Genomic DNA, 25,861 nt, shown 5'->3' with positions numbered 1-25,861 from the left:
GCGCCCGGCGGCGCACGACCAGCGCACGGAGGTGGCGGCGATGCTCTCGGCGAGAAGCGTGTTCCAGGAGGTCCTCGACAACGACGAGTCGTTCCGGCTCTTCTGCTCCGTCGCGGCCAGCGGGGAGGCCCAGGGAGGCTGGGAGAACGGCCGGATCGCCGCCCTGGTGCCCGAGAGCCGCCGCGACCTCGCGCCCAAGATCGCCCGCCATGGCGCCGACGAGGACAAACACGGCCGGATCTTCAACGCCCTGCTCCACAAGCGGGGTCTGGAGCCCATGGAAGTGCCGCGCGAGACCGACTACACGATGCTCCTGGAGGCGCGCGGCATCGGCCTCGCCCATGACAAGCTGCGCCGCGACGAGCCGCTCACCGAGCACGACATCGTGATCTACCTCGCCCACAGCCGGGTCACCGAACAGCGCGCCTCCGCCCAGATGACGATGTTGCGCAGGTACTTCGGCGACCACCCCGACCTCGGCCGCGCGGTGCGCATGATCGCCGACGACGAGGACAACCACCTCGCCTACTGCCACGAGGAGCTGCTGCGCCTGGCCGCCGACGGGTACGGCCGGACCATCCAGCGGACCCTGCGGGAGAGCGCGCTCGTCGAGACGGAGGTCTACCGGGACGTCAGCCTGGCCGTGATGGCCCACATGGGACGCCTCCTGGGCTGGCCCAAGCCGAAGTCCGCGCTGCTCGCGGCCGGGATCCAGGCCCTGCACACATACGAGCGGCTGGGCGGCTGGCGGCGCATGGTGTCACTGCGGATGCCCGAGCGGCGGAACGCGCTGGGCGGACCCGCGAAGAGCGCCTCCGGCGCGCCCGAGGCGCCCGAGTTCGTCTGACGTCTGGCGTCTGATGTCTGACTTCTGACGTCTGACGGAGCCCTGGGACCGAGTCCCCTGCTCAGAGCCACCCACGCCGCTTGAACCAGCGGTACAGCAGCGCGATCACACCGGCCATGAGCGCGACCACCCCCGGGTATCCCCAGGGCTGCTTCAGCTCCGGCATATGCGTGAAGTTCATGCCGTAGATCCCGGCGATCATCGTCGGGACCGCGGCCATGGCCGCCCACGCCGAGATCTTCCGCATGTCGTCGTTCTGCCGCACGCCCATCTGCGCGAGATGGGCGGAGAGGATGTCCGACAGCAGCCGGTCCAGCCCCTCAACATGCTCGTTCACCCGGGTCAGATGGTCGCTGACATCGCGGAAGAACGGCCGGGAGCCCTCGTGCACGAACGGCACCCCGGCGCCGGTCAGCCGCTCCATCGGCTCCCCCAACGGCCCGGCCGAGCGGCGGAATTCCATCACCTCGCGCTTGAAGGCGTAGATCCGCCCGGCGGTGTTCTGCCCGGCGCCCGCGTTCGGGGCGAAGACCTCCGTCTCCAGCTCCTCCAGGTCCCCGTGCAGATCGTCGGCCACGTCCAGGTAGTGGTCCACGACCGCGTCCGAGACCGCGTACATCACCGCCGTAGGGCCGTGCTGGAGCACCTCGGGCATCTTCTCCAGCCGGTCGCGCACCGAGCCGAGCGGATTGGCCCCGCCGTGCCTTACGGTCACCACGAAGGAGTCACCGACGAAGACCATCAGCTCACCCGCGGTGACGGTCCCGGCCTTGTCGTCGTACTGCACCGGCTTGAGCACCAGGAACAGCGAGTCGTCATAGACCTCCAGCTTCGGCCTCTGGTGGGCGCACAGGGCGTCCTCGACGGCCAGCGGATGCAGTCCGAACTCGCTGGTGACCAGCTCGAACTCCTTCTCGGTCGGCTCGTGCAGCCCGATCCACAAGAAGGCGTCCCCACTCGCGCGCGCCTCGTCCAGGGCGTCGGAGAAGTCAGCGGGTCCCTCGGTGCGGGCCCCGTCCCGGTAGATGGCACAATCCACGATCACGCTGCGCATTGTGCCTCGCGAGACGCGGATCGGCACAGGGGGACCCCGGTACGGGATCGGTGCGCATCCCCGCTGAGCGGCGCCGGAGGGGTCGTAGGGTGGCAGCCATGCCCATGCTGATCCTCGTACGGCACGGCCGGTCCACCGCCAATACCGCGGGCGTCCTCGCGGGCTGGACACCCGGTGTCGCCCTCGACGAGCGCGGTACGGCCCAGGCCGCGGCGCTGCCCGGCAGACTGGCCGGACTGCCGCTCGCCGCCGCCGTCACCAGCCCCCTGCAACGCTGCCGGGAGACCCTGGCCCCGCTGCTCGCCGCCCGCCCCGAACTGGCGCTGCACCCCGACGACCGGATCGGGGAGTGCCACTACGGCGACTGGTCCGGCCGGAAGCTGGCCGAGCTCGCCGATGAACCATTGATGAACATCGTCCAGCAGCATCCGTCCGCGGCCGCCTTCCCCGGTGGCGAGTCCATGCGCGCCATGCACGCGCGCGCGGTCGAGGCGGTGCGCGACTGGAACGCCCGGATCGAGCGGGAGCACGGCGCCGACGCGGTCTATCTGATGTGCTCCCACGGCGACATCATCAAGGCGCTGGTCGCGGACGCCCTAGGACTCCATCTCGATCTGTTCCAGCGGATCTCGGTCGAGCCCTGCTCGGTCACCGCGATCCGGTACACCCCGACCCGCCCCTTCCTCGTCCGGCTCGGCGACACCGGGGACTTCGCCGGACTGGCGCCGCGTGCGGAGAACTCCGGCGGCCGCGGCGGGGACGCGGCGGTGGGCGGCGACGCGGGAGCACCGTGATCGCCGTGCGCAGTAGGGTGGTGCCGCGGTGCGAGGGCGCCGTGGCAGCCGTGACCGGGCGGTCGTGACACCCAGCGGTCAGCAGTCAGTCAGCCGAGCAGTCGAATCAAATGGAGCAGGACGTTGTCCCGTCAGGTGTTCCTCTATGACCCGCCGGACCGTTTCGTCGCCGGTACGGTCGGGCTGCCTGGTCGCCGTACCTTTTTCCTACAGGCGTCCGCCGGTAGCCGGACCACCAGTGTCGCGTTGGAGAAGACACAGGTCGCGGCGTTGGCCGAGCGGATAGACGAGCTGCTGGACGAGGTGGTGCGGCGTACCGGCGGAAACGCCCCGGTCCCCGCCGTCGCACCGACCGAAGTCAGCGACACCGCACCGTTGGAAGTCCCCGTGGAGGAGGAGTTCCGGGTCGGTACCATGGCACTCGCCTGGGACGGCGAGGAGCAGCGGATGATCGTCGAGGCGCAGGCGCTGGTCGAGCTTGAGGCCGAGTCCGAGGAGGACCTGGCCGAGGCCGAGGAGCGGCTGCTCCAGGACGATGTGAACGGCCCGCCCATGCTGCGGGTGCGGCTCACCGGGGCGCAGGCGCGTGCGTTCGCCAAGCGCGCCCTGGATGTCGTCAACGCCGGCCGGCCGCCCTGCCCGCTGTGCAGTCTGCCGCTCGACCCGGAGGGACACGTATGTCCGCGCCAGAACGGATACCGCCGCGGAGCCTGACGCCGCCCACCCGTCTCGCACCCCCCGCAACGGAGGCTCCGCGGCTCTTGTCCCCGGCCGAGCTGCTGGCTCTCGGTGAGCTGACGGTGCGCGGCCGGGTCCGGGAGGCGTCCAACGCGGTGCTGTACTGCACGGTCGAGTACGAGGGCCACAGCGCCCCTTGTGTCTACAAGCCGGTGGCCGGGGAGCGGCCGCTGTGGGACTTCCCGGACGGCACGCTCGCCCAGCGCGAGGTCGCGGCCTACGAGATCTCCGAGGCCACCGGCTGGGGCCTGGTGCCGCCCACGGTGCTGCGCGACGGGCCGTACGGGCAGGGGATGTGCCAGCTCTGGGTGGAGGTCGAGACGGCCGACGGCGGGCCGGACGGGGCCGACGGCGGGCCGGACGGCGACGGCTCGGAGGAGACCGGGGGAGCGGAGCTGCTCGCGCTCGTCGAGGGCGATGAGCCGGGCCCCGGCTGGAAGGCGGTGGGCTACGCCGAGGTGGGCGAGGGCCGTACGGCGCTGCTGGTCCACGCCGACGACGTACGGCTGCGCCGGCTGGCCGTCCTCGACGCGGTGATCAACAACGGCGACCGCAAGGGCGGCCATCTGCTGCCCGCGGCCGGTGGCCGGCTCTATGCGATTGATCACGGAGTGACCTTCAACGCCGACGACAAGCTGCGCACGCTGCTGTGGGGCTGGGCAGGGGAGCCGCTGCCGGAAGATGTGCTGAAGGTGCTGCGCCGGCTGGCGGGCGAGCTCGCCGACGGCGGCCCGCTGAGCGCCCGGCTGGCGGAACTGATCACCGGGGCCGAGATCGAGGCCCTGCGGGCCCGTGTCGCCGCGCTGTTGCGCACCGGGAGACACCCCGAGCCCAGCGGCCAGTGGCCCGCCATCCCCTGGCCGCCGGTCTGACCCGCGGCCAGGGGATGGCGGCCGGTCTGACCGGATGGGCTCGCCGTGCTCACGTCCGGAGCCCCTGGAACGGGGATCGGGCAGCTCAAGCAGCTCGTGGGCGTCCGCGCAAGACCGCCCATCCGGCCAACACCACTGGTCCGGTTCGTATACGGACGCTGCATCCGGTTACGCTCATTGCATGTATGCCTGGCCCGCTTCTGAGGTTCCCGCCCTGCCCGGCAGTGGCCGCGACCTGAGCATTCACGACACCGCGACCGGGGGAAGGATCACCCTGACCCCCGGTCCCGTCGCGCGCATCTACGTCTGCGGGATCACCCCGTACGACGCGACCCACATGGGTCATGCGGCGACTTACAACGCGTTCGACCTCGTTCAGCGCGTATGGCTCGACACCAAGCGCCAGGTGCACTACGTCCAGAACGTCACCGATGTCGACGATCCCCTGCTGGAGCGGGCGCAGGAGAACGGCGACGACTGGACTGCCCTCGCCGAGCGCGAGACCGCCCTCTTCCGCGAGGACATGACGGCCCTGCGGATGCTGCCCCCGCGGCACTACATCGGCGCCGTCGAGGCGATACCGGGGATCGTGCCGCTCGTGGAGCGGCTGCGCGACCTGGGCGCCGCCTATGAACTCGAAGGCGACATCTACTTCTCCGTGGAGTCCGACCCCTCCTTCGGCTCGGTCAGCCGGCTCGACGCCGAGGCCATGCGGCTGCTGTCCGCCGAGCGCGGCGGCGACCCGGAGCGCCCGGGCAAGAAGAGCCCCCTCGACCCGATGCTGTGGATGGCCGCCCGTGACGGCGAGCCGAGTTGGGACGGCGGATCGCTCGGCCGGGGCCGCCCGGGCTGGCACATCGAGTGCGTGGCCATCGCCCTGGACCACCTCGGCATGGGCTTCGACGTGCAGGGCGGCGGATCCGATCTCGCCTTCCCGCACCACGAGATGGGGGCCTCGCACGCCCAGGTCCTCACCGGTGAGCGGCCGTTCGCCAAGACGTACGTACACGCCGGGATGGTGGCCCTGGACGGCGAGAAGATGTCCAAGTCCAAGGGCAACCTGGTCTTCGTCTCGGCGCTGCGCCGCGACGGCGTCGACCCGGCGGCCATACGGCTCGCGCTGCTGGCCCGCCACTACCGCTCGGACTGGGAGTGGACGAACGGGCTGCTGCGGGAGGCCGAGGAGCGCCTCGCCCGCTGGCGTACCGCCGTCTCGCGGCCCGACGGGCCCCCGGCCGACGCGCTGGTGGAGGAGATCCGCGAGGCGCTCGCGGACGACCTGGACTCCCCGGCCGCCCTGGCCGCCGTCGACCGCTGGGCCGCCGCGCAGTCGGCCACCGGCGGTACGGACGAGGGGGCGCCAGGACTGGTCTCGCGCGCCGTGGACGCGCTGCTGGGCGTGGCCCTCTGACGCGACGTCGGGCGCCCGCGCCGCGACGGTGAACGCATGAGCCCGCGCCGGGATCCTCCCGGCGCGGGCTTCGCGCTGTCTCGTACGCGTCGTGCGCGTCGTACGCGGTGTGCCCGTCGTACGAGGGTGCGTGGCGTGGTGCGCATGGTGTGGTGTCGTACGCCGTGCGTGGCGGCCGTGGTCACCGGTCGGAGCCGGACCCCTCGTCCCCGTCGCCACCCCGGTCCTCGCCGTCCCGCTCATCGGTGCCCTGGCCGCCGTCCGCCTCCTTGGCGTCGTCCGCCCCCTTGGCGCTGTCGGCTTCCTTGGCCTCGGCCACGTCCTTGGCCTCGTCCTCGGCGGCGCCGCCGGTGTCCTCGGCGTCGTCCTTGGCCATCTCGTCCTTGGGGGACGGCTTGCGCGGCCGCCCATGGCCGGTGGAGGAGTCGCGCAGATAGGGGGCGCCCGGCCCTCCCGAGCCGCCCTCCAGACCGCCGCTCTCGGTCGCGTGGCCGCCGGCGGGGCCGGGCTGGCCGTCGCGCCGCCGCAGATAGCGCTCGAACTCGCGGGCGATGGCCTCGCCGGACGCCTCGGGCAGCTCGGCGGTGTCCCGCGCCTCCTCCAGCGACTGGACGTACTCGGCGACCTCGCTGTCCTCGGCGGCCAGCTGGTCCACGCCCAGCTGCCAGGCCCGGGAGTCCTCGGTCAGCTCGCCGAGGGGGATGCGCACCGTGATCAGGTCCTCGAGGCGGTTCAGCAGCGCCAGGGTGGCCTTTGGGTTCGGCGGCTGCGAGACGTAGTGCGGCACGGCCGCCCACAGGCTCACCGCCGGGACGCCGGCGTGGGCACACGCCTCCTGGAGGACCCCGACGATCCCGGTCGGGCCCTCGTAGCGGGTCTCCTCCAGATCGAGGCTGCGGGCCAGGTCCGGGTCGGAGGTGACCCCGCTGACCGGCACCGGCCGGGTGTGCGGGGTGTCGCCGAGCAGCGCGCCGAGGATGACGACCATCTCCACGCCCAACTCATGGGCGTAGCCGAGGATCTCGTTGCAGAACGACCGCCAGCGCATGCTCGGTTCGATTCCGCGCACCAGCACCAGGTCCCGGGACTTCTCCCCGGTGTCCGCCCGGACCACCGAGAGCCGGGTCGTCGGCCAAGTGATCTTGCGCACCCCGCCCTCCAGGGCGACGGTGGGCCGGTTCACCTGGAAGTCGTAGTAGTCCTCCGCGTCGAGCGAGGCGAAGACCTCGCCCTTCCACTCCCGGTCCAGGTGCCCGACCGCGGTCGAGGCGGCGTCTCCGGCGTCGTTCCAGCCCTCGAAGGCACAGATCATGACCGGGTCGATCAGCTCGGGAACCCCCTCAAGCTCGATCACCCAGCGCCTCCTTCCGGCCGGGGCGGACGGATGATGCCGCCTCCAGCTGCCGTTTCCCATTGCGTGCCACCCAAGCCTACGGCTTTCCGGGGCCCCGGCCGCAGCCCCTGTCCAGGAGCACTAAGAGATTCATCCGATCTGTCCTTCAAAAGTTCGGCCACCCCTCTGGACGAAACCCATAGGGCAGCGCTATACATCGGATCATCGCGAAAGGTCCGATGTTCTCTCTCGCGCATCGTTTCAGGGAGCCCCCATTGAGTCAGCGTCCATCCGTCACCGAGCTCGAGGTCCATGACATCCGGTTTCCCACCTCGGAGCAGCTCGACGGCTCGGACGCCATGAATCCGGACCCCGACTACTCCGCCGCCTATGTCGTGCTGCGCACGGACGCGGAGGAGGGCGCGGCCTCCGAGGGACACGGCTTCGTCTTCACCATCGGCCGCGGCAACGATGTCACCGCGGCCGCCATCCGCTCCCTGCGCCCCCATGTGGTGGGCCGCCCCGCGCCGCTGACGGCCGCGGATCTCGCCGCCCTGCACCGTGAGCTGACCCATGACTCCCAGCTGCGCTGGCTGGGGCCCGAGAAGGGCGTCATGCACATGGCCGCGGGTGCGGTGGTCAACGCCGCCTGGGACCTCGCCGCCCGGCAGGCCGGAAAGCCCCTGTGGCAGTTCCTCGCCGAGATGTCGCCCGAGGAGCTGGTCGAGCTGGTCGACTTCCGCTACCTCAGCGACGCGCTCACCCCGGAGGAGGCGCTCGCCATCCTGCGCGCCGCCGAGCCCGGCCGCGCCGAGCGCGCCGCGCGGCTGCGCGAGCGGGGCTACCCCGCCTACACCACCTCGCCCGGCTGGCTCGGTTACTCCGACGAGAAAATGATCAAGCTGGCGCAGGAGGCCGTCGCCGACGGCTTCGGCCAGATCAAGCTCAAGGTCGGGTCCGATCTGGACGAGGACCTCAGACGGATGCGGCTCGCGCGCGAGGCCGTCGGCCCCGATGTGCGCATCGCCGTGGACGCCAACCAGCGCTGGGACGTGGCGGAGGCGGTGCGCTGGATGAGCGCCCTCGCGCCGTACGACCCGCACTGGATCGAGGAGCCCACCAGCCCGGACGACGTCCTCGCCCACGCCGCCATCCGTGCCGGACAGCCGGTCAAGGTGGCCACCGGTGAGCACGTCGCCAACCGCGTGGTCTTCAAGCAGCTGCTCCAGGCCGAGGCGGTGGACTTCGTCCAGATCGACGCGGCACGGGTCGCGGGGGTCAACGAGAACCTCACGATCCTGCTGCTCGCCGCCAAGTACGGACTTCCGGTGTGCCCGCACGCGGGCGGCGTCGGGCTGTGCGAACTCGTCCAGCACCTGGCCATGTTCGACTTCGTGGCCGTCTCGGGCAGCTGGGAGGACCGGGTCATCGAGTATGTCGACCACCTCCACGAGCACTTCGCCGATCCCGTGGTCGTCGAGTCGGGCCGTTACCGGGCTCCGACCGCGCCGGGCTTCTCCGCCCGTATGTACCCAGAGTCGATCGCCGCCTACCGCTATCCGGACGGGCCCGAATGGCGGGCCCGCATCGCACGGCCCGTACCGGCTCCGTCCGCAGCGGCCCAGCCCGTACCGGCACCGTCCGCACCCGCACAGCCTCAGGAGGACCACCAGTGACCACCGGCGACTTCGAAGGGCTGGCCGCGCTCGTCACCGGCGGCGCCTCCGGTATCGGCGCCGCCATCGCCGCCGCGCTGCGCGACCGGGGCGCGCGGGTCGCCGTGCTCGACCGCGATCCGTCGGGCGCCCCGGACGGCACGCTGCCGCTCAAGGCCGACGTCACCTCCGACGAGGGCGTCAGGGCCGCGGTGGAGGCGGCCGTGGCCGAGTTCGGTGCCCTGCACACCGTCGTCGGCAACGCGGGCATCGGCGCGATCGGCAGCGTCGAGGACAACTCCGACGAGGAGTGGCACCGGCTGCTGGACATCAATGTGCTGGGCCTGGTCCGCACCGCGCGGGCCGCGCTGCCCCACTTGCGCGCCGCCGCGGCCGACCGGCCCGGCGCCGTCTCCATCACCCACACCTGCTCGATCGCCGCCACCGCGGGGCTGCCGCAGCGCGCCGCGTACAGCGCCAGCAAGGGCGCGGTGCTGTCGTTGACCCTCGCCATGGCGGCGGACCACATCCGCGAAGGGGTGCGCGTCAATTGCGTCAACCCCGGCACCGTGGACACCCCGTGGGTCGGCCGGCTGCTCGGCCAGGCCACCGACCCGGCGGCCGAGCGCGCCGCCCTGGAGGCCCGGCAGCCCACCGGACGGCTGGTCTCCGCCGACGAGGTCGCCGCCGCCGTCGCGTACCTCGCCAGCCCCGCCGCCGCGGCCGTCACCGGCACCGCGCTGGCCGTCGACGGAGGGATGCAGGGGCTGCGGCTGCGCCCCGCCGCCTCCTAGACAACCGCCCGATCGCTTGAGACAACCGCACAATCGCCTCCGCCCGAGGGGCCGGCACCACCCGCACTACTCGACCCAGGAACGACCAAGGACGGGACTCGATGACGAGACTCCGCACCACCGGCACCGCCGCCTGCGCCGTGCTGCTGGCCGTCGCAGCGCTCACCGGCTGCAACCGAGAGAGCAATGGCGCCGGCGGCGGCAAGGTCGGCATCGACATGCCGCGGACGGACACCGACTTCTGGAACTCCTACCAGCAGTACCTGGAGAAGGGCATCGACAAGGGCACGGTCTCCGCGCTCCCGCTGTCCAACTCGCAGAACGACATCGGCAAGCTGGTCGCCAACGTCCAGGCGTTCACCGACCAGGGCGCCAAGGCGGTCATCATGGCGCCCCAGGACACCGGGGCCATCTCCTCCACCCTGGAGCAGCTGGAGGAGAAGAAGATCCCCGTCATCAGCGTGGACACCCGGCCCGACTCCGGCAAGGTCTACATGGTGGTGCGCGCCGACAACCGGGCGTACGGCACCAAGGCGTGCGAGTACCTCGGCGAGAAGCTGGGCGGCAAGGGCCGGATCGCCGAGCTCCAGGGCGACCTCAGCTCCATCAACGGCCGGGACCGCTCGCAGGCGTTCGCCTCCTGCATGAAGAAGAAGTACCCCGGCATCAAGGTGCATGAGCTGCCCACCGACTGGAAGGGCGATGTCGCCTCCGCCAAGCTCCAGAGCCTGCTGGCCCAGCACAAGGACGTGAACGGCATCTACATGCAGGCGGGCGGCGCCTTCCTCCAGCCCACGCTCGCGCTGCTGGAGCAGAAGCGGCTGCTGAAGCCCGCCGGTTCGGCCAAGCACATCACGATCATCTCCAACGACGGGATACCCGAGGAGCTGGACGCGATCCGCTCCGGGAAGATCGACGCCACGCTCTCCCAGCCCGCCGACCTCTACGCCCAGTGGGCCCTGAACTACGCGAAGGCCGCTCTGGACGGCAAGACGTTCAAACCCGGCCCCACCGACCACGACTCCAAGATCGTCAAGATCGCGAACGGCCTGGAGGACCAGCTCCCGGCGCCGCTGGTGACCAAGGAGAACGTCGACGACAAGAAGCTGTGGGCCAACCAGCTCGAGAAGAAGTGACCATGGCCGAGGCCGAGCAGCCCGCCGTCGTACGGGCCCAGGGCATCGTCAAACGGTTCGGGCCCACCGTCGCCCTGGACCACGCCCGGCTGGCGGTGCGGCCCGGGGAGGCCCATGCGCTCGTCGGGCGCAACGGGGCGGGCAAGTCCACGCTGGTGTCCGTCCTGACCGGGATGGAGCGCCCGGACGAGGGCGAGGTGACCTTCGCGGGCGAGTCCGCCCCCGGCTACGGCGACACGGCCGCCTGGCAGCGCAAGGTGGCCTGCGTCTACCAGAAGTCGATGGTGGTCCCGGACCTGACGGTCGCCGAGAACCTCTACCTCAACCGCTTCCCGGGCACGGGGCGCATCCGCTGGCGCGCCCTGCGCGAGGACGCCCGCGCGCTGCTGGCCGAGTACGGCGTGGAGGTGGATCCGCAGGCGCGGGCCAAGGACCTCAGCGTCGAGCAGCGGCAGTTCGTGGAGATCGCCCGCGCGCTCTCCTTCGGCGCCCGGCTGATCATCCTCGACGAGCCCACCGCCCAGCTCGACGCGGGCGGGATCGACCGGCTCTTCGCCAAGCTGCTCGAGCTGCGCCGGCAGGGGGTCGCCTTCCTGTTCATCTCGCACCATCTGCAAGAGGTCTACGAACTCTGCGACACCGTCACCGTCTTCCGCGACGCCCGCCATGTGCTGACCGCCCCGGTCGCCGGCCTCCCCAAGGAGGAGCTGGTGGCGGCGATGACCGGGGACGACGGCCGGGCGCCCGAGGGCGACTCCCGGGCCGTCGTCCGCGCTCCCGTCGCCCGTAAGGAGGCCGACCCGGACGGGGAGCCGGTGCTGCGCACCGAAGGGCTCGCCCTGGAGGGCGAGTTCGACCCGCTGGACCTGGTGGTGCGCCCCGGTGAGGTGCTCGGCCTGGCCGGGGCCACGGCCAGCGGCAACACGGCGGTCGGCGAGACCCTGGTGGGCTTGCGCAAACCGGCCGGCGGGCGGCTGTCGGTGCGCGGCCGGCCGGTGCGCCCCGGCAGCGTGCCGCACGCCATCGACGCGGGTATCGGCTACGTCCCGGAGGACCGGCACGACCAGGGCCTGGTCCTGGGCCGCAGCGTCGCCGAGAACGCCACGCTGACCGTCACCGACCAGCTCGGGCCCTACGGCACGGTGCTGCCCTCCCGGACCCGCGCCTTCGCCCAGCGGATGATCACCTCCCTGGACATCAAGACCTCGGGACCCTCGCAGCCCGTTTCGGGTTTGTCCGGCGGAAATCAGCAGAAGGTCGTCATCGCGCGGGCGCTGGCCCGTGAGCCCAGCGTCCTGGTCGCGATCCGCCCGACCGCCGGGGTGGACGTGAAGTCCAAGGACGCGCTGCTCGGCGTCGTACGGGACGTGGCCGCCTCCGGGAGCGGCGCGGTCATCGTCTCCGACGAACTGGACGATCTGCGGGTCTGCGACCGGATCCTGGCGTTCTTCCACGGGCGGGTGGTCGCGGAGTTCGGCAGCGGCTGGAGCGACCGCCAGCTCGTGGCCGCCATGGAGGGCATCACGGAGCCGGGCACCAACGGCACGGCGGGGGACACCGAAGACCGCACAGAAGGAAGGCAGACATGACCGATACCGCACGGCAGCGGACCGCCGAGGCGGTGGCTGACGACCCGGCGGGGGGCCGGCCGCGGATCGACATCGCGCGCTGGCGCGATCTGTCGCTGGTCCCCGTGATCTTCGTCCTCGGGGTGATCGGCTTCATCGTCTCGCCCGCCTTCCTCACCGAGGACAACCTGATCGGCGTCGTCCAGCAGTCCACCGAGCTGGGGCTGCTGGTGCTGGGCGAGGCGCTGATCCTGATCAGCGGGCGGATGGACCTCTCCCTGGAGTCGACCATCGCCGTGGCGCCGGTGATCGCCCTGTGGTTAGTGCTGCCCGAGCACGGGGCGCGGTTCGAGGGCCTGGGGCTGCTGCCGGTGTGGACCGCGATACCGCTGTGCCTGGCGGTCGGGGCGCTGATCGGCGCCGCCAACGGCTTCCTGATGCTCAAACTGCGCGTCAACGGCTTCATCGCGACCCTGGGCATGCTCACCATGCTGCGCGGACTCCAGGTCGGCATCGCCGAGGGCCAGTCGATCGTCAACGTCCCCGAGTCCTTCCGCTACCTCGGCAAGGCCGAGTGGCTGGGCGTGCCCGCCGCCGTGTGGATCTGCCTGGGGCTGTACGCCCTCGGCGGTCTGGCGCTGGGCTATCTGCGGCACGGACGGTCGCTGTACGCGATCGGCGGCAACCCCGAGGCCGCGCGGGCGGCGGGCATCCGGGTGGACCGGATCACCTGGATCGTGCTGAGCGTCGGCGGACTGCTGGCCGCCTTCGCGGGCATCCTGTACACGGGCCACTACGGCTCGGTCGCCGCGACCCAGGGCAACGGCTGGATCTTCCAGGTGTTCGCTGCCGCGGTCATCGGCGGGATCAGCCTCAAGGGCGGCCGCGGCACCCTCTTCGGCGCGCTCACCGGTGTGCTGACGCTCCAGCTGGTCGTCAACGTGATGACCCTCGGCGGGGTACCGCCCCTGTGGAACCAGTTCATCAACGGCTCGATCATCATCGTCGCGCTGATCATCTCCCGCTACGCCAGCGGCGAGAAGCAGGACTGAGGGCCGGGAGGAAAGCCATGGCGGTCGACGGCGGACGGGTACCGAGCGGCCCGCGTGAACTGGGGCGCTCGGGGGTGCGCGTACCACCCCTGGGCCTGGGCTGCGCGCCGCTGGCCAACCTCTACGAGGCGGTGCCCGAGGAGCGCGCGCTGGACACCGTAAGGGCGGCGTTCGACACCGGCCTCACCTATATGGACACCGCGCCGCACTACGGCGTCGGGCTGTCCGAGGAGCGGCTGGGGCGGGTGCTGGCCGGGCGCGACCGCGCCGGGTACACGCTCTCCACCAAGGTGGGGCGGCGGCTGCGGCCGCGCGCCCCCGGGGAGCCCGTCCAGGCGGACGGCTTCGCCGACACCCCCGACCGGGTCCGGGAGTGGGACTTCACCCGGGACGGCATCCGCGCGAGCCTCGAGTCCTCCCTGGAACGGCTCGGGGTCGACGCCGTGGACATCGTCTACCTCCACGACCCGGAGGACCACGTCCATGAGGTCTATGAGACGGCCTTCGCGGCACTGGCCGAGCTGAAGCGGGAGAAGCTCGTCCGGGCCATCGGCTTCGGCATGAACCACAGCGACCTCCTCGCCCGGTTCGTCGCCGACTTCGACGTGGACGTCGTACTGTGCGCCGGGCGCTGGACGCTGCTGGAGCGCACCGCCTTCGACGATCTGCTGCCGGTGTGCGAGCGGCGCGGCACCTCCGTCGTGGCCGCCGGGGTCTACAACTCCGGGCTGCTCGCCGACCCCGCCCCCGGGGCCCGCTACGACTACCAGCAGGCGCCGCCCGAACTCCTCGCGCGGGCCCGGCGGCTGGCCGAGGTGTGCGCCGAGTTCGAGGTGCCGCTGCGGGCCGCCGCACTGCGCTTCCCCTTCGGCCACCCCGCGGTGGCCGCGGCGGTGGTCGGCTGCGCATCCCCGGCCGAAGTCCGGGACAATGCCGAGCTGTTCGCCCGCGACATCCCCGACGAGCTGTGGCAGGCCCTGGTCCGGCGCGGTCTGCTCGACGACGACGTCCCGCTGCCGGTCTGAACCCCCGAGGAGTGCCCGAGTGCCCCTGCCGCGCCGTATCGACGCCCATCACCACCTGTGGGACCTGACCCGCCGTGAGCAGCCGTGGATGGACGGCGCGTGGGCCGAGCCCATCCGCCGCACCTTCACCCCGGACGACCTCGCCCCGCATCTGGACTCCCATGGGATCGACGCCACCGTCGTCGTCCAGTCCAGCTCCTCCGTGGCGGAGACCCGGGAGCTGCTCGCCCTGGCCGGCGGGTCGGACCGGATCGCGGGCGTCGTCGGCTGGGCCGACCTCACCGACCCCGGGGTGGGCGAGGTGCTCGCGGAGCTGGCCGCCGGGCCCGGCGGCGACCGGCTGGTGGGCGTGCGCCACCAGGTGCAGGACGAGCCGGATCCGCGGTGGCTGGACCGCGAGGACGCCCGCCGGGGGCTGGCCGCCGTGGCCGACGCGGGGCTGGTCTACGACCTGCTGGTCACCCCGCGCGAGCTGCCCGCGGCCCTGGACGCCGTCCGCGAGCTGCCGCAGCTCCGCTTCGTCCTGGACCACGCCGCCAAGCCGCCCGTGGCCAGCGGTGAGCGCGATCCCTGGGCCTGGCAGCTGGCCGCGCTCGCGGCCCTGCCGAACGTCGACTGCAAGCTGTCCGGTCTGGTCACCGAGGCCGACTGGGAGGGCTGGAAGCCCGAGCAGGTGCTCCCGTACGCCTGGCACGTCCTGGACGCCTTCGGGCCCGGCCGGGTGCTGTTCGGCTCCGACTGGCCGGTGTGCCTCCTGGCCGCGACCTACGACGAGGTGGTGGCCCTCGCGGACCGGGCCGTCCTCCGGCTCGGCGAGGACGAGCGCGCCGCCGTCTTCGGCGGCAACGCGGCCCGCGCGTACGGCCTGGGAACCTAAGCGCTCCGCTGGAAGTGTCGCGATGTGCCGTCGGCCGACTGCGGCGCCGTCGTGGCTGGTCGCGCCCGCGCGGCGGAGCCGCACATCGGCACGGCCCCGCGCCTCTTCGGGGCGCTGCCCGAACCGTAGGGCACTCCCTCCGACCCGCTCAGCGGGAGTCGCCGCCTCACCCCCGCCGCGCCCGATGCCCAGCTCCGCCGTGAGGCGGCGCTCCGCCCGGGGCCGGGGGCGAGCCTGCCCCGGACCCGCGGCGGGGGTCTGGGGCGGAGCCCCAGCGGGGGGCGGGGCGGAGCCCCGGTGGGCTCACAGCGTGGAGCGCAGCCACTGCTCCACGCTCGCGATGTGCACCGTCGCCCAGGACCGTGCCGCCTCCGCGTCACGGTCCCGCAGGGCGGCCAGGATCGCCCGGTGCTCATGGAGGGTCCGGCTGACCGCGTCCTCCTGCGTCAGACCGCGCCACACCCGGGCCCGGGTGGTGGGCCCGGAGAGCCCGTCGAGCAGCGAGCAGAGCACCGAGTTGCCGGAGGACTGGACGATGCCGCGGTGGAACTCCAGATCGCAGGCGACCAGCTCCTCCACCGAGGGCTCCTGCCCGAGCGCGTCCAGCTGCTCCTGGAGCCGGTCCAGCTCGGCGTCGCTGATCCGGGTGGAGGCCAGCGCCGTGGCGGCGGGCTCCAGGATCCGCCGCACCGCCAGGAACTCCAATACCGTGTCGTCGCGGTGGAAGTCCACCACGAAGCTCAGCGCCTCCAGCAGCAGCTGGGGATCGAGGCTGGTCACATAGGTGCCGTCGCCCTGCCGTACGTCGAGGATCCGGATCAGCGACAGCGCCCGGACGGCCTCCCGCAGCGAGTTGCGCGACAGCCCCAGATCGGCGGCCAGCTCACTCTCCTTGGGGAGCCGGTCACCGGGGCGCAGCGCGCCCGAGACGATCATGCCCTTGATTTTTTCGATCGCCTCGTCGGTGACCGCCATGGTGGACCTCCCCGGGCCAAACATCCGATGTATCAGGTCCATTATGACGTGCTTGGACCGGCGGCGTCTGCCGGGGACGCCGCCGGCCCGCTGTGACCTTCTACCGGGAGGGCCCGAAGGCGGGCTCAGGGCCGGTTCATCGGATGGCTCAGAAGGTGAACGGCCCCGGGGACTGGGCCGAGGTGGCGGTGCAGTTCACCGTGATCAGACCGAAGATGACCAGCTTGAGCGACTTGGCCTCCAGGACGTCGCCCGCGGCCACCGTGCCCTTGAGCGGGCCGGTGGTCACATCGGAGCCGGTCGGGATCGCCGGGTTGGAGTTCCCGGTGAAGGTCTTGGTTCCGCCGCCGCTCTTCGACAGCGTCAGCGTCGAGCTCACCGAGCCCGCCGGAACGTCGATCGGGGCCTTGATCGCCCCCGAGGACAGGGTGATGGTCGCGGAGGTCCCGCTCTGCGTGGCGGTCAGGGTGGCCAGGCCCGACCCGTACGTCCCGCAGTCCGCCGTGAGGGTGGCGGACGTGGGGTCGACCGCGGACGCGGTCGGTGCCAGCGCCAGTGCGCCGGCGGCCAGTGCTGCTGTTCCCATTGCCGTGCCGATCCCGAGCTTGAACCGTCTCATGGGATTGCCTTCCGGAGTGGGGGAAAGTGCGGCTGATGTGTGGGGGGTTCCCGCCCGTCATCCACGGGCGATGTCATTGATGCGCGCACCGCCGAAGAAGGCAAGAGCGATTCAGTTGATTTTTAACGCGCGAGTAAGTTCAACGGCTCCCGCCGACCCGGGCGCCAACTGACCTTCGGCCGGGACGAGTTGGCAAGATCGCTGCCTCGAATTGGCGGTCCGGGCGGCCGGGTGAGAAGACGTTTCCTCTCACCCGGCCGCCCGGACCTGGGAAGGCGGCCCCGCGGGGGTCAGGGTCGCTTGGCCAGCAGATCCTCGACCCGGCTCCGGATGTCCTCGGAGTCCAGGCCGCGGATGGTCAGGGTGGTGCGGCGGCGCAGGACGTCATCCGCCGTGCGCGCCCACTCGTAGTCCCGGGCGTAGACGACCTGTGCCCAGATCTCCGGGGCGTCCGGGTGGATCCGCTCCGCGAGCTCCGGGTCGCCGCCGGCCAGCCGGGCGATGTCGAAGGAGAGCGAGCCGTAGTGGGTCGCCAGATGGCGGGCGGTGTCGGCGGCCATGCGCGGGCCGGGGGTGCCGCCGTCCACCAGCAGCCGGTGCTCGACGGCGTGCGGATTGGCCAGGCCCGGCAGCGGCATGTGCCGGGGCAGCAGCTTGACCGGCTCCATGTCGTCGGCGAGCGGACGCCCCGGCAGCTCGGCCAGCTTCTGCATCACCGTGCGGCCGATGTGCCGGAAGGTGGTCCACTTGCCGCCGGCTATGGAGAGCATCCCGCCCTTGCCCTCGGTGACCACGGTCTCCCGCTTGGCCTTGGCGGTGTCGCCCGGGCCGCCGGGCAGCACCCGCAGACCCGCGAAGGAGTAGGTGATCAGATCGCGGGAGAGCTGCTGGTCGCGGATGGAGAAGGCGGCCTCGTCCAGGATCTGGGAGATGTCCGCCTCGTTGACCGCGACATCGGCCGGGTCGCCCTCGAACTCCTCGTCCGTGGTGCCCAGCAGCAGCATGTCCTCCCAGGGGAGGGCGAAGGTGATGCGGTACTTGTCGATCGGGGTGGCCAGCGCCGCCCGCCAGGGGGAGGTGCGCTTGAGGACCAGGTGCGCGCCCTTGGACAGCCGGATCGACGGCGCCGCGCCCGGGTCCTCCATCCGGCGCAGATGGTCCACCCAGGGGCCGGTGGCGTTGAGCACCAGACGGGCACCGACCCCGAACTCGGTGCCGTCGGTGCGGTCCCTGAGCTCGGCGCCGACGACCCGGCCGTCGTTCTTGCGCAGGCCCATGACCTCGGCGTGGTTGAGGACGGTGGCGCCCGCCTCCACGGCCGCCCGGACCGTCATCAGGGCCATGCGGCTGTCGTTCATCTGGCCGTCGCCGTAGACCGCGACCGCCTTGAGGCCCTCGGTGCGCAGCTCGGGGACGTCGCGCGCGGCCCGCTCGGCGCCGATCACATGGCCCACGCCGTCACGGAACGCGGACAGCGCCGAGTAGGCGAAGACGCCCGCGCCCAGCTTGGCCGCGCCGTGCGGTCCGCCCTTGTAGACCGGCAGGTAGAAGGTGAGGGGGTTGGACAGGTGCGGTGCGACGGTACGGGAGACCGCGCGCCGCTCGAAGTGGTTCTCGGCGACCAGCTTGACCGCGCCCGTCTGGAGGTAGCGCAGGCCGCCGTGGAGCAGCTTGGAGGAGGCCGAGGAGGTGGCACCGGCGAAGTCGCCGGCGTCCACCATCGCCACCCGCAGCCCGGACTGCGCGGCGTGCCAGGCAGTGGTGATGCCCAGGATTCCGCCGCCGATCACCAGGAGGTCGTACGTCGCCTTGGAGAGCTGTTCCCGGGTTTCGGCTCGGCTCGGGTTCGAACCGGCAGCCGGGTGCGTTCCGAGGGAGGACGGAACGCATCGCAGGGTGGTCATTGATTACTCCTCGTCTTCGATCCAGCCCATGGTCCGCTGCACGGCCTTGAGCCAGCTCTTGTACTCGCGGTCGCGGACGTCCGCGTCCATTCGGGGGGTCCATTCGGCCGCCCGGCGCCAGTTCGCGCGCAGGGCGTCGGTGTCCGGCCAGAAGCCGACGGCGAGACCGGCGGCGTAGGCGGCGCCGAGGCAGGTGGTCTCGGCGACCATCGGGCGCACCACGGGTGCGTCCAGGGCGTCCGAGAGGGTCTGCATCAGGAGGTTGTTGGAGGTCATGCCGCCGTCGACCTTGAGCGAGGTGAGCTCGACCTCGGAGTCCTTGGTCATCGCGTCGACGATCTCGCGGGTCTGCCAGGCGGTGGCCTCGAGCACGGCGCGGGCGATGTGCGCCTTGGTGACGTAGCGGGTCAGGCCCGCGATCACACCGCGCGCGTCGGACCGCCAGTACGGGGCGAACAGACCCGAGAAGGCGGGCACGAAGTACGCGCCGCCGTTGTCCTCGACCGAGCTCGCGAGGGTCTCGATCTCGGCGGCGCTGTTGATCAGGCCCATCTGGTCCCGCATCCACTGCACCAGCGAACCGGTGACCGCGATCGAGCCCTCCAGGGCGTAGACCGGCTTCTCGTCGCCGATCCGGTAGCCGACGGTGGTCAGCAGCCCGTTGTAGGAGTTGACCGGCTTCTCGCCGGTGTTCATCAGCAGGAAGGTGCCGGTGCCGTAGGTGGACTTGGCCTCGCCCTCGGAGTAGCAGGTCTGGCCGAACAGGGCCGCCTGCTGGTCGCCGAGCGCGGAGGCCACCGGCACGCCCGCCAGGACGCCCTGGGCGGTGTGTCCGTAGACCTCGGCGGAGGAGCGTATCCGCGGCAGCACGGCGGCCGGGATGTCCATCGAGGCCAGGATCTTCTCGTCCCAGTCCAGGGTGTGCAGGTTCATCAGGAGGGTGCGGGAGGCGTTGGTGACGTCGGTGACGTGCACGCCGCCGTTGACACCGCCGGTCAGGTTCCAGATGACCCAGGAGTCCATGGTGCCGAAGAGGATGTCGCCCGCCTCGGCCCGCTCGCGCAGCCCCTCGACGTTGTCGAGCAGCCAGCGGATCTTGGGACCGGCGAAGTAGGAGGCCAGCGGGAGGCCGGTCTCGCGGCGGAAGCGGTCCTGGCCGACGTTGCGGCCGAGCTCGCGACAGAGGGCGTCGGTGCGGGTGTCCTGCCAGACGATGGCGTTGTGCACCGGCTCACCGGTGTTCTTGTCCCACAGCAGGGTGGTCTCGCGCTGGTTGGTGATGCCGATCGCCTTGACGTCGACGGCGGTGATCTCGGCCTTGGTGATGGCGCCGGCGACCACCTCCTTGACGTTCTCCCAGATCTCGGTGGCGTTGTGCTCCACCCAGCCGGGCTTGGGGAAGATCTGCTCGTGCTCCTTCTGGTCGACCGCGACGATGCGGCCGTCGCGGTCGAAGACGATGCAGCGGCTGGAGGTGGTGCCCTGGTCGATGGCCGCGATGAACGGTCCCTGGCCGTGGGACGAGGCGCTGGTGGTGTGGGTGTCGGTCATGATCTGCTGCTCTCCTGCGAGTGGTGGGGTGGACTAGGCGAAGGCGATCTCGTAGATCCCGCCGGCGATGGCGCCGCCGATGAGCGGGCCGACGACCGGGATCCAGGCATAGCCCCAGTCCGAGCCGCCCTTGTTGGGCAGCGGCAGGAGGGCGTGGGCGATCCGGGGGCCGAGGTCACGCGCCGGGTTGATGGCGTAACCGGTCGGGCCGCCGAGCGAGAGGCCGATGCCGACCACCACGAACGCGGTGATCATGACGCCGATGACGCCGAGGCCCTTGCCGTCGCCGTTGAGCCCCTGGGTGAGGATGGCGAGCACCAGCACGGCCGTGGCGATGATCTCGGTGGCCAGGTTCTGACCGACGTTCCGGATCTCCGGGCCGGTGGAGAAGACGCCCAGCACCGGGCCGGCGCCGGTGGCCTGCTGCTGCCGGTCCGCCGCCGCCGTGTCCTGGGCACCCGGGCCGCCGACGATCTCGCGGTCGGTGAGATGGGCGTGGAAGTGGCCGAGGTAGGCGAGCCACACCAGCGAGGCGCCGATCACCGCGCCGAGCATCTGCCCGAGGAAGTAGACGGGCACCTTGCTCCACTCGACGCCGCCCTCGATGGCGAGGCCGACCGTCACCGCCGGGTTGAGATGCGCGCCCGAGAGCGGTGCGGAGATATAGGCGCCGGTGAGCACGGCGAAGCCCCACCCGAGGGTGATGGCGACCCATCCGGCCTCGAACGCCTTGGATTGCTTCAAGACAACGCCGGCGACGACACCGCAGCCGAGCAGAATGAGAACGGCGGTACCGATGGTCTCGCCGATGAAGATGTCGGAGCTGGACACCCGCGACTCCTTTGTCCTTCGTCCAGGGGAAGGCGAACCCCCGGGGCTGTCCGGTGGTCCGCGCCCTCGTGGGAGGGCGTTGGTCGGCCCGCGGCGAGTCCACCATAGCGAATATTGTCGTCAGGTGTTCGACAATGCCGACCGATGAACGGCAGTTTTCTTCACGCCGAAGACCCCGTCAAGGGTCGTGTGAAGGAAAAATCGCGCGTATGTGAAACCGTGATGAAGCAGGTCATGCCGGGATATGGGGGCAGATCCGCACGCGTTGGCGCGATTCAGAAACGCAGGGCACCCAGGTCCCGGGAGACGGCGCGCGCACAGTCCCGTACGGCGGCCACGAGCTCCGAGCGGAGCTCCCCGCCCTCGCACACCCGCTCGACCGCGCCCGTTATCCCCACCGCGCCCACGGGCAGCCGGCGCCGGTCGTGGATGGGCGCCGCGACGGACGCCACGCCCTCCCAGGTCTCCTCGACGTCGCAGCCCCAGCCGCGCGCCCGGGTCAGGTCCAGCACGCCCTCGAACTCGCGCTCCCCGGTCACCGTGCGGGGCGTGAACGCCTTACGGTCGCCCTCGGCCACCTCGCTGTGCGCGACCGGGTCGTAGGCGGAGAGCACCTTGCCCAGGGCCGTGGAGTGCAGCGGGTGCATGGCCCCGACCTCCAGCACCTGGCGGCTGTCGTCCGGCCGGAAGACATGGTGGACGATCAGCACGCCCTGCTGGTGCAGCACGCCCAGGTACACGCTCTCGCCGCTGGACCGGGCCAGGTCGTCGGTCCACACCAGGGCGCGGGCGCGCAGCTCGTGCACGTCCAGATAGCTGTTGCCCAGGCGCAGCAGCTCCGCGCCGAGCTGATAGCGGCCGGACGCCTCGTCCTGCTCCACGAAGCCCTCCTGCTGGAGCGTGCGCAATATGCCGTGCGCGGTGCCCTTGGCCAGCCCCAGGGTGGAGGCGATGTCGGACAGTCCCAGACGTCGCTCACCACCGGCGAGCAGGCGTAGCATCGCGGCGGCGCGCTCCAACGACTGGATGTTCCGGGCCATCGCCAACCTCCTGACTGCGGTTCGACAATGCTGAACACTATCGGTCCATGTCGACTGCGTGGTACCTGGCGCCGCGTGTCGGCATTGACGTATCCGCCGGGGTCCCGATCGGCCGTGCTCATCCCGGCTGATGGAACGACCATCGTGAAATGACCACTGGCAGCTACCCTGGCGTGGTGCGCCGTCCCCAGGGGAGGGCGCAAAGCCGACAGCCGTCGCACTCCAGGGAGCACATCCATGGCCTCTCATACGCCATCGCCCACATCCGCCGCCCGAGCCGAGGCGCTCCGCGAAGCGCTGGCCACCCGCGTGGTGGTCGCCGACGGCGCGATGGGGACGATGCTCCAGGCGCAGGAGCCCAGTCTCGACGACTTCCAGCAGCTCGAGGGCTGCAACGAGATCCTCAACATCACCCGCCCGGACATCGTCCGCTCGGTCCACGAGGCGTACTACGCCGTCGGCGTGGACTGCGTCGAGACCAACACCTTCGGCGCCAACCACGCGGCGCTCGGCGAGTACGACATCCCCCACCGCGTCCACGAGCTCTCCGAGGCCGGCGCCCGGATCGCCCGTGAGGTCGCCGACGAGTTCGGGGCCGACGGACGCCAGCGCTGGGTGCTCGGCTCCATGGGTCCGGGCACCAAGCTGCCCACCCTCGGCCACGCCCCGTACACCACCCTCCGCGACGCCTACCAGGCCAATGCCGAGGGCATGATCGCCGGTGGCGCGGACGCCCTCCTGGTGGAGACCACCCAGGACCTGCTACAGACCAAGGCCTCGATCATCGGCGCCCGCCGCGCCCTCGACGCCACCGGCGCCAACCTCCCGGTGATCTGCTCGGTCACCGTCGAGACCACCGGCACCATGCTGCTCGGCTCCGAGATCGGCGCGGCGCTCACCGCCCTCGAACCGCTCGGCATCGACATGATCGGCCTCAACTGCGCCACCGGCCCCGCGGAGATGAGCGAGCACCTGCGCCACCTCGCCCGCCACTCCCGGATCCCGCTGTCCTGCATGCCCAACGCCGGCCTCCCGGTGCTGGGCAAGGACGGCGCCCACTACCCCCTCACCCCCGGCGAGCTGGCCGACGCCCAGGAGACCTTCGTCCGCGAATACGGGCTCTCCCTGGTCGGCGGCTGCTGCGGCACCACGCCCGAGCATCTGCGCCAGGTCGTCGAGCGGGTCCGCGAGCTGACCCCCACCGAGCGCACCCCGCGCCCCGAGCCCGGCGCCGCCTCGCTCTACCAGACCGTGCCGTTCCGCCAGGACACCTCGTACCTGGCCATCGGCGAGCGCACCAACGCCAACGGCTCCAAGAAGTTCCGCGAGGCCATGCTGGAGGCCCGCTGGGACGACTGCGTGGAGATGGCCCGCGAGCAGATCCGCGAGGGCGCCCATCTGCTCGACCTGTGCGTGGACTACGTGGGCCGGGACGGCGTCGCGGACATGGAGGAGCTGGCCGGGCGGTTCGCCACCGCCTCCACCCTCCCCATCGTCCTGGACTCCACCGAGGTCGACGTCATCCGGGCCGGGCTGGAGAAGCTCGGCGGACGCGCGGTCATCAACTCCGTCAACTACGAGGACGGGGACGGCCCCGAGTCGCGGTTCGCCAAGGTCACCCGGCTGGCCCAGGAGCACGGCGCCGCCCTCATCGCGCTGACCATCGACGAGGAGGGCCAGGCCCGCACGCCGGAGAAGAAGGTCGAGATCGCCGAGCGGCTGATCGCCGACCTGACCGGCAACTGGGGCATCCACGAGTCGGACATCCTCATCGACACCCTGACCTTCACCATCTGCACCGGTCAGGAGGAGTCCCGTAAGGACGGCATCGCCACCATCGAGGCGATCCGCGAGCTCAAGCGGCGCCACCCGGACGTCCAGACCACGCTGGGCCTGTCCAACATCTCCTTCGGCCTCAACCCGGCCGCCCGGATCGTGCTCAACTCCGTCTTCCTCGACGAGTGCGTCAAGGCGGGCCTGGACTCGGCGATCGTGCACGCCTCCAAGATCCTGCCGATCGCGCGGTTCGAGGAGGAGCAGGTCCGGACCGCCCTGGACCTGATCTACGACCGCCGCGCCGAGGGCTATGACCCGCTCCAGAAGCTGATGGGGCTCTTCGAGGGCGCCACCGCCAAGTCCCTCAAGGCGGGCAAGGCCGAGGAACTGGCCGCGCTGCCCCTTGAGGAGCGCCTCAAGCACCGCATCATCGACGGCGAGCGCAACGGCCTGGAGGCCGACCTCGACGAGGCCCTCCAGGAGCGCCCGGCCCTCGACATCGTCAACGAGACGCTGCTGGACGGCATGAAGGTGGTCGGCGAGCTGTTCGGCTCCGGCCAGATGCAGCTGCCGTTCGTCCTCCAGTCCGCCGAGGTCATGAAGACCGCGGTCGCCCATCTGGAACCGCACATGGAGAAGTCGGACGACGAGGGCAAGGGCACCATCGTGCTCGCCACCGTCCGCGGCGACGTCCATGACATCGGTAAGAACCTCGTGGACATCATCCTGTCCAACAACGGCTACAACGTCGTCAACCTGGGCATCAAGCAGCCGGTCTCCGCGATCCTGGAGGCCGCCGAGGAGCACGGCGCCGATGTGATCGGCATGTCCGGGCTGCTGGTGAAGTCCACGGTGATCATGAAGGAGAACCTGGAGGAGCTCAACCAGCGCAAGCTGGCCGCCCGGTTCCCCGTGATCCTCGGCGGCGCCGCGCTCACCCGGGCCTATGTCGAGCAGGATCTGCATGAGATCTACGAGGGCGAGGTGCGCTACGCCCGCGACGCCTTCGAGGGGCTGCGGCTGATGGACGCCCTGATCGCCGTCAAGCGCGGCGTGCCCGGCGCCACGCTCCCCGAGCTCAAGCAGCGCCGGGTGCCCAAGCGGGACGTGTCCGTGACCGAGCCGGAGCCGGAGGGCCCGTCCCGGTCCGACGTGGCCACCGACAACCCGGTGCCCACCCCGCCCTTCTGGGGCACCCGCGTGGTCAAGGGCATCCAGCAGGTCGACTACGCGTCCTGGCTGGACGAGGGCGCGCTGTTCAAGGGCCAGTGGGGGCTCAAGGAGGCCCGTACCGGCGACGGGCCGAGCTACCGGGAGCTGATGGAGTCCGAGGGCCGTCCGCGGCTGCGCGGCTGGCTCGACAAGCTGCACACCGAGAACCTGCTGGAGGCGGCCGTCGTCTACGGCTACTTCCCGTGCGTCTCCAAGGGCGACGACCTGGTCCTGCTGAACGAGGACGGCAGCGAGCGGACCCGCTTCACCTTCCCGCGCCAGCGCCGCGGCCGCAGGCTGTGCCTGGCCGATTTCTTCCGCCCGGAGGAGTCCGGCGAGACCGACGTGGTCGGGCTTCAGGTGGTCACCGTCGGCTCGAAGATCGGCGAGGCCACCGCCGAGCTGTTCGCCGCCGACTCCTACCGCGACTACCTGGAGCTGCACGGCCTGTCCGTCCAGCTCGCCGAGGCACTCGCCGAGTACTGGCACGCCCGGGTCCGCGCCGAGCTGGGCTTCGCCGGGGAGGACCCCGGTGGCATCGAGGACATGTTCGCGCTGAAGTACCGCGGCGCGCGCTTCTCGCTGGGCTACGGCGCCTGCCCCGACCTGGAGGACCGCGCGAAGATCGCCGATCTGCTGGAGCCGGAGCGGATCGGGGTGAAGCTCTCGGAGGAGTTCCAGCTCCACCCCGAGCAGTCCACGGACGCCATCGTGATCCACCACCCGGAGGCGAAGTACTTCAACGCGCGGTAGACGCGTGGTAGCCCTACGGCGGCCATCTGTGACCGTCTTGGGTG

21 protein-coding genes are annotated in these 25,861 nt (G+C 71.3%); 13 read left to right on the top strand and 8 right to left on the bottom strand.

The window, feature by feature from the left end; all coding sequences use genetic code 11:
• Positions 1-40: 40 nt before the first annotated feature.
• On the top strand, positions 41-847 hold the full coding sequence (locus ACJX2R_RS13520; protein WP_413100319.1) for a ferritin-like domain-containing protein: 807 nt from the start codon (positions 41-43) through the stop codon (positions 845-847).
• 61 nt (positions 848-908) lie between these two features.
• Here ACJX2R_RS13520 and corA read toward each other — a convergent pair whose 3' ends face one another.
• Positions 909-1,901: a magnesium/cobalt transporter CorA gene (gene corA / locus ACJX2R_RS13515; RefSeq protein ID WP_413100318.1), complete on the bottom strand. Its 993-nt coding sequence runs from the start codon at positions 1,899-1,901 to the stop codon at positions 909-911.
• A 98-nt stretch (positions 1,902-1,999) separates the two neighbouring features.
• On the opposite strand from corA, the gene ACJX2R_RS13510 reads away from it, so the two are divergent.
• The 4 genes from ACJX2R_RS13510 (at position 2,000) to mshC (ending at position 5,716) form a co-directional block, all read left to right on the top strand.
• A complete protein-coding gene (locus tag ACJX2R_RS13510; RefSeq protein WP_413100317.1) occupies positions 2,000-2,695 on the top strand; it encodes a histidine phosphatase family protein in 696 nt (231 codons plus the stop codon).
• A 123-nt stretch (positions 2,696-2,818) separates the two neighbouring features.
• Positions 2,819-3,409: a DUF3090 domain-containing protein gene (locus tag ACJX2R_RS13505; protein WP_262704364.1), complete on the top strand. Its 591-nt coding sequence runs from the start codon at positions 2,819-2,821 to the stop codon at positions 3,407-3,409.
• Complete coding sequence (locus ACJX2R_RS13500; RefSeq protein ID WP_413100316.1) at positions 3,373-4,305, top strand: SCO1664 family protein; 933 nt, start codon at positions 3,373-3,375, stop codon at positions 4,303-4,305. The genes ACJX2R_RS13505 and ACJX2R_RS13500 overlap by 37 nt, the downstream gene beginning before the upstream one ends.
• 181 nt (positions 4,306-4,486) lie before the next feature.
• Positions 4,487-5,716, top strand: a complete 1,230-nt coding sequence (gene mshC / locus ACJX2R_RS13495) for a cysteine--1-D-myo-inosityl 2-amino-2-deoxy-alpha-D-glucopyranoside ligase (protein WP_413100315.1) — start codon at positions 4,487-4,489, stop codon at positions 5,714-5,716.
• Between the two features lie 181 nt (positions 5,717-5,897).
• Here mshC and ACJX2R_RS13490 read toward each other — a convergent pair whose 3' ends face one another.
• Positions 5,898-7,070 (bottom strand): PAC2 family protein, encoded by a 1,173-nt coding sequence (locus ACJX2R_RS13490; protein WP_413100314.1) that lies wholly within the window; start codon positions 7,068-7,070, stop codon positions 5,898-5,900.
• A 338-nt stretch (positions 7,071-7,408) separates the two neighbouring features.
• Between ACJX2R_RS13490 and ACJX2R_RS13485 the strand changes: the two genes are divergently transcribed.
• The 7 genes from ACJX2R_RS13485 to ACJX2R_RS13455 all read left to right on the top strand — a co-directional run bounded on the left by ACJX2R_RS13485 (position 7,409) and on the right by ACJX2R_RS13455 (position 15,156).
• A complete protein-coding gene (locus ACJX2R_RS13485; protein ID WP_413105848.1) occupies positions 7,409-8,725 on the top strand; it encodes an enolase C-terminal domain-like protein in 1,317 nt (438 codons plus the stop codon).
• Positions 8,722-9,498 carry an SDR family NAD(P)-dependent oxidoreductase gene (locus tag ACJX2R_RS13480; RefSeq protein WP_413100313.1) on the top strand — a complete coding sequence of 259 codons (777 nt, stop codon included), beginning with the start codon at positions 8,722-8,724 and terminating at the stop codon, positions 9,496-9,498. The genes ACJX2R_RS13485 and ACJX2R_RS13480 overlap by 4 nt, the downstream gene beginning before the upstream one ends.
• Positions 9,499-9,599: 101 nt before the next feature.
• Positions 9,600-10,634 (top strand): sugar ABC transporter substrate-binding protein, encoded by a 1,035-nt coding sequence (locus ACJX2R_RS13475; RefSeq protein WP_262704370.1) that lies wholly within the window; start codon positions 9,600-9,602, stop codon positions 10,632-10,634.
• A gap of 2 nt (positions 10,635-10,636) precedes the next feature.
• Entirely contained in the window at positions 10,637-12,223 is a 1,587-nt protein-coding gene (locus tag ACJX2R_RS13470) for a sugar ABC transporter ATP-binding protein (RefSeq protein WP_413100312.1), read from the top strand.
• Complete coding sequence (locus ACJX2R_RS13465) at positions 12,220-13,254, top strand: ABC transporter permease (protein WP_037956487.1); 1,035 nt, start codon at positions 12,220-12,222, stop codon at positions 13,252-13,254. Before ACJX2R_RS13470 ends, ACJX2R_RS13465 begins: the two co-directional genes overlap by 4 nt.
• 17 nt (positions 13,255-13,271) lie before the next feature.
• Positions 13,272-14,279 carry an aldo/keto reductase gene (locus tag ACJX2R_RS13460; RefSeq protein ID WP_413100311.1) on the top strand — a complete coding sequence of 336 codons (1,008 nt, stop codon included), beginning with the start codon at positions 13,272-13,274 and terminating at the stop codon, positions 14,277-14,279.
• Positions 14,280-14,304: 25 nt separating this feature from the next.
• Positions 14,305-15,156 carry an amidohydrolase family protein gene (locus ACJX2R_RS13455; RefSeq protein ID WP_413105847.1) on the top strand — a complete coding sequence of 284 codons (852 nt, stop codon included), beginning with the start codon at positions 14,305-14,307 and terminating at the stop codon, positions 15,154-15,156.
• A gap of 303 nt (positions 15,157-15,459) precedes the next feature.
• Here ACJX2R_RS13455 and ACJX2R_RS13450 read toward each other — a convergent pair whose 3' ends face one another.
• The 6 genes from ACJX2R_RS13450 to ACJX2R_RS13425 form a co-directional block, all read right to left on the bottom strand.
• Positions 15,460-16,131 carry a FadR/GntR family transcriptional regulator gene (locus ACJX2R_RS13450; RefSeq protein WP_044577825.1) on the bottom strand — a complete coding sequence of 224 codons (672 nt, stop codon included), beginning with the start codon at positions 16,129-16,131 and terminating at the stop codon, positions 15,460-15,462.
• A gap of 148 nt (positions 16,132-16,279) precedes the next feature.
• Positions 16,280-16,750 carry a hypothetical protein gene (locus ACJX2R_RS13445; protein ID WP_262704374.1) on the bottom strand — a complete coding sequence of 157 codons (471 nt, stop codon included), beginning with the start codon at positions 16,748-16,750 and terminating at the stop codon, positions 16,280-16,282.
• Between the two features lie 290 nt (positions 16,751-17,040).
• Positions 17,041-18,654, bottom strand: coding sequence for an FAD-dependent oxidoreductase (locus ACJX2R_RS13440; protein ID WP_413100310.1), 1,614 nt, complete (start codon positions 18,652-18,654; stop codon positions 17,041-17,043).
• A 3-nt stretch (positions 18,655-18,657) separates the two neighbouring features.
• Positions 18,658-20,205, bottom strand: coding sequence for a glycerol kinase GlpK (glpK, locus tag ACJX2R_RS13435; RefSeq protein ID WP_262704376.1), 1,548 nt, complete (start codon positions 20,203-20,205; stop codon positions 18,658-18,660).
• A 33-nt stretch (positions 20,206-20,238) separates the two neighbouring features.
• Complete coding sequence (locus ACJX2R_RS13430; RefSeq protein ID WP_262704377.1) at positions 20,239-21,036, bottom strand: MIP/aquaporin family protein; 798 nt, start codon at positions 21,034-21,036, stop codon at positions 20,239-20,241.
• Between the two features lie 275 nt (positions 21,037-21,311).
• A complete protein-coding gene (locus ACJX2R_RS13425) occupies positions 21,312-22,076 on the bottom strand; it encodes an IclR family transcriptional regulator (RefSeq protein WP_262704378.1) in 765 nt (254 codons plus the stop codon).
• 237 nt (positions 22,077-22,313) lie between these two features.
• On the opposite strand from ACJX2R_RS13425, the gene metH reads away from it, so the two are divergent.
• The gene (metH, locus tag ACJX2R_RS13420) at positions 22,314-25,817 is read left to right on the top strand and encodes a methionine synthase (RefSeq protein WP_413100309.1); all 3,504 of its coding nucleotides are present in this window, start codon (positions 22,314-22,316) and stop codon (positions 25,815-25,817) included.
• The last annotated feature ends 44 nt before the right edge of the window (positions 25,818-25,861 follow it).

The organism is Streptomyces sp. Inha503, from assembly GCF_047215865.1.
GTDB lineage: Bacteria > Actinomycetota > Actinomycetes > Streptomycetales > Streptomycetaceae > Streptomyces > Streptomyces lycopersici.
This window is presented reverse-complemented; position numbering and strand designations above follow the sequence as displayed.

What these genes read in the sequence shown, in the direction of transcription:
- ACJX2R_RS13520 (WP_413100319.1), top strand. Translation starts at nt 41, where the DNA reads ATGCTCTCGGCGAGAAGCGTGTTCCAGGAGGTCCTCGACAACGACGAG.
- corA (WP_413100318.1), bottom strand. Translation starts at nt 1,901, where the DNA reads ATGCGCAGCGTGATCGTGGATTGTGCCATCTACCGGGACGGGGCCCGC.
- ACJX2R_RS13510 (WP_413100317.1), top strand. Translation starts at nt 2,000, where the DNA reads ATGCCCATGCTGATCCTCGTACGGCACGGCCGGTCCACCGCCAATACC.
- ACJX2R_RS13500 (WP_413100316.1), top strand. Translation starts at nt 3,373, where the DNA reads ATGTCCGCGCCAGAACGGATACCGCCGCGGAGCCTGACGCCGCCCACC.
- mshC (WP_413100315.1), top strand. Translation starts at nt 4,487, where the DNA reads ATGTATGCCTGGCCCGCTTCTGAGGTTCCCGCCCTGCCCGGCAGTGGC.
- ACJX2R_RS13485 (WP_413105848.1), top strand. Translation starts at nt 7,409, where the DNA reads ATGAATCCGGACCCCGACTACTCCGCCGCCTATGTCGTGCTGCGCACG.
- ACJX2R_RS13475 (WP_262704370.1), top strand. Translation starts at nt 9,600, where the DNA reads ATGACGAGACTCCGCACCACCGGCACCGCCGCCTGCGCCGTGCTGCTG.
- ACJX2R_RS13470 (WP_413100312.1), top strand. Translation starts at nt 10,637, where the DNA reads ATGGCCGAGGCCGAGCAGCCCGCCGTCGTACGGGCCCAGGGCATCGTC.
- ACJX2R_RS13465 (WP_037956487.1), top strand. Translation starts at nt 12,220, where the DNA reads ATGACCGATACCGCACGGCAGCGGACCGCCGAGGCGGTGGCTGACGAC.
- ACJX2R_RS13460 (WP_413100311.1), top strand. Translation starts at nt 13,272, where the DNA reads ATGGCGGTCGACGGCGGACGGGTACCGAGCGGCCCGCGTGAACTGGGG.
- ACJX2R_RS13450 (WP_044577825.1), bottom strand. Translation starts at nt 16,131, where the DNA reads ATGGCGGTCACCGACGAGGCGATCGAAAAAATCAAGGGCATGATCGTC.
- ACJX2R_RS13445 (WP_262704374.1), bottom strand. Translation starts at nt 16,750, where the DNA reads ATGAGACGGTTCAAGCTCGGGATCGGCACGGCAATGGGAACAGCAGCA.
- ACJX2R_RS13440 (WP_413100310.1), bottom strand. Translation starts at nt 18,654, where the DNA reads ATGACCACCCTGCGATGCGTTCCGTCCTCCCTCGGAACGCACCCGGCT.
- glpK (WP_262704376.1), bottom strand. Translation starts at nt 20,205, where the DNA reads ATGACCGACACCCACACCACCAGCGCCTCGTCCCACGGCCAGGGACCG.
- ACJX2R_RS13425 (WP_262704378.1), bottom strand. Translation starts at nt 22,076, where the DNA reads ATGGCCCGGAACATCCAGTCGTTGGAGCGCGCCGCCGCGATGCTACGC.
- metH (WP_413100309.1), top strand. Translation starts at nt 22,314, where the DNA reads ATGGCCTCTCATACGCCATCGCCCACATCCGCCGCCCGAGCCGAGGCG.